4 protein-coding genes are annotated in these 2,500 nt (G+C 59.1%); all 4 read left to right on the top strand.

All coding sequences use genetic code 11. The annotated features are described in order from the left end of the window. Positions 1–714, top strand: a 714-nt coding sequence (locus tag M0974_RS06020) for an amino acid--tRNA ligase-related protein (RefSeq protein ID WP_297834024.1), incomplete at its 5' end; no start/stop codon positions are given. Further along, positions 711–1,598 carry a MalM family protein gene (locus tag M0974_RS06025; RefSeq protein WP_297834026.1) on the top strand — a complete coding sequence of 296 codons (888 nt, stop codon included), beginning with the start codon at positions 711–713 and terminating at the stop codon, positions 1,596–1,598. The genes M0974_RS06020 and M0974_RS06025, both read left to right, overlap by 4 nt. Continuing rightward, entirely contained in the window at positions 1,595–1,909 is a 315-nt protein-coding gene (locus tag M0974_RS06030; RefSeq protein WP_297834028.1) for a hypothetical protein, read from the top strand. Before M0974_RS06025 ends, M0974_RS06030 begins: the two co-directional genes overlap by 4 nt. 20 nt (positions 1,910–1,929) lie before the next feature. Further along, on the top strand, positions 1,930–2,500 hold a 571-nt coding region (locus M0974_RS06035; RefSeq protein ID WP_297834029.1), incomplete at its 3' end, for an SDR family NAD(P)-dependent oxidoreductase.

Below are 2,500 nucleotides of genomic sequence, written 5' to 3' on the forward strand. Positions count from 1 at the left end.
GGCACCAGTGAAGAAATTGTGGGCCGAGCACTGCGCGACTTCGGTCGGCGCGACGAGATCGTACTCGCGACCAAAGTGTACTATCCGTGGCGAACGCAACCCAACACCGGAGGCCTTTCTCGCAAGGCGATCTTCAAGGCCATTCTTGACGAGCGCGCCGACGACATGGCGTTCTTTGCCGAACGCGTACAACCCGATGCCATCAGCCGTCTAGAAGCCTTTATTGCCAAACCGTTTGAACGCATTGATTACACCGATGCGATCAGCATCCTGCAAAAATCAGGTCAGAAGTTCGACTACCCCGTCGCCTGGGGCATCGACCTGCAAACCGAGCACGAACGTTACCTGGCCGAGAAACATATTGGCGGTCCTGTGGTCGTAATGAATTATCCCGAAGCGATCAAGGCGTTCTACATGCGCTTGAACGATGACGAAAAAACCGTGGCCGCGATGGATGTGCTTGCGCCGGGCATTGGCGAGATCATCGGCGGTGCGCAGCGCGAAGAGCGGCTCGACTATCTTGACCGCCGGATGACCCAGTTCGGCCTCGATACCACCACATATGGCTGGTACCGTGATCTACGCCGCTACGGAACGGTGCCACATGCGGGCTTCGGACTAGGCTTCGAGCGGCTGCTGGTATACGTCTGCGGCCTGTCCAACATCCGCGACGCCATCCCGTTCCCACGTGCCGCTGGCACGGCCGAATTTTGAGCAAAGCCAACGCAATGACGTATCGATTACCCGCCCTGTTCCTTGCGCTGATCTTCATTGCCTTGCTGGGCGGCTGCCACACGGCCAAGAATCTCCTGCCGGCATCGTTTATTCCGCCAAACCTTCGGCCTCCGGCCGAAGACAATGCCACCGTACTGAAACAGGCACAAAAAAAACTGCAGGATGCCGCGCCATGCTGCAGCAGCTTTGCGGATTTTTCCTATCAGACCATCCTGCCGTGGCAGCCACAGAAGTTTGTTCTGGGTAGCGACAGCATGGTCGCCAATTTGAACGGTACACACAGCTATTTCCTTGCATTTCGCCTGCCCTCGGGCATCAAGCTGCCTTACCGCGTGGCGGTAAAATCGGAATTGAACGGCCGCTGGTTGCACTCCAGTTATTTGTTCGCGCCCACCATCGTGTTGCTTGATGAAGGCTTTCAGCCACTGGGTACGAACGACGTCGGGCTCTGCGAACACGTCGGCTGGAGCAATGAAACTACCGGTGCATTCGGCGCGGTCATCATCAACAACAGCAAGGCGCGTTACCTGCTGGTCTACAGCTCCACGGCACAGCAGTCGGGCAAAACCTATTGGGAACAGTCGCCGGTATCTACCACTACAACCAGCGACTCGGCTCCCTCATTGGACATGAACTCCAGCGGCAGCTTTAGCGTGCCGCACGGGCCCGACGGCACATTGTGGGTCGGCATGATGGACAAGACGTACGCCAAGGCAGTGGACAACGCGATCTGCAAAAAACCGCCGCCCGGCACGGGTGTGCTCAATACGCTGCGCGCCGATCTGCCCATTCCATGGCTCAATGACAGCGGCTCCAACAACAACAGCAAGAGCGACGACAGCACCAGCAAGAGCAGCCAATGATCATTCTCTATCTGGCGCTGCTGGTCGCAGGTGTCATTGCATTTATCCTTTCCTATGTGGCGCAGTTTCGACTGGCCAGCCTGATGCGTCAGCGCTATCCGCAACATTGGAAGATCATCGCCGAGCCGGAAACCGGCAAAGCTTCGGGATTGCGAACCTGGGCACGCATGCAGCATGCAATGCGTTCACCCGCCATGGCGGTGCTGGACGACTCGGCCATCAACCGCTGGCTGCGCGTGTGGCGGTACAGCCCGTGGTTTGGCTGGATCGGCTGGCTCGCTGCGCTAGGCATGCGACTGCTGCTGCACTGACATCCGGAGGGCGACTTGCCATGCAACTGGATCTGACGGGACGACACGCGCTGGTCTGCGGCGCTTCACAAGGCATTGGCCGTGCAAGCGCCATAGAACTGGCCGAACTCGGTGCTGACATCACGCTACTGGCGCGGTCCGGCGATGCCCTGCAAACGCTGGCCGGTAGCCTGCCGCATATTCACCCTAATCAGCAGCATCACTGGCGCAGCGTCGACATGCACGATACGGCTGCGCTGAAGATAATCGCCGACGACATCGTGGTTGCCAGGCCGGTACACATCCTGATCAACAACACCGGCGGCCCGCCCGGCGGCTCTGCCCACAGCGCCCCATTGGCCGAATTCGAAAAAGCGTTTCGACAGCAGTTGCTGGCCGGACAAGTGCTGCTGCAGTCCGTCTTGCCGGGCATGCAGACCAGCGGTTACGGACGCCTGGTCAATGTGATTTCCATCTCGGTGAAAGAGCCGATCGCCGGCCTCGGCGTATCCAATACGGTGCGTGCAGCCGTCGCAGCATGGGCCAAGACGCTCGCCGGCGAGCTGGCGGTTGACGGCATCACAGTCAATAACGTGCTGCCCGGTTATACCC

Source organism: Pseudomonas sp., from assembly GCF_026224925.1.
Lineage (GTDB): Bacteria > Pseudomonadota > Gammaproteobacteria > Pseudomonadales > Pseudomonadaceae > Aquipseudomonas.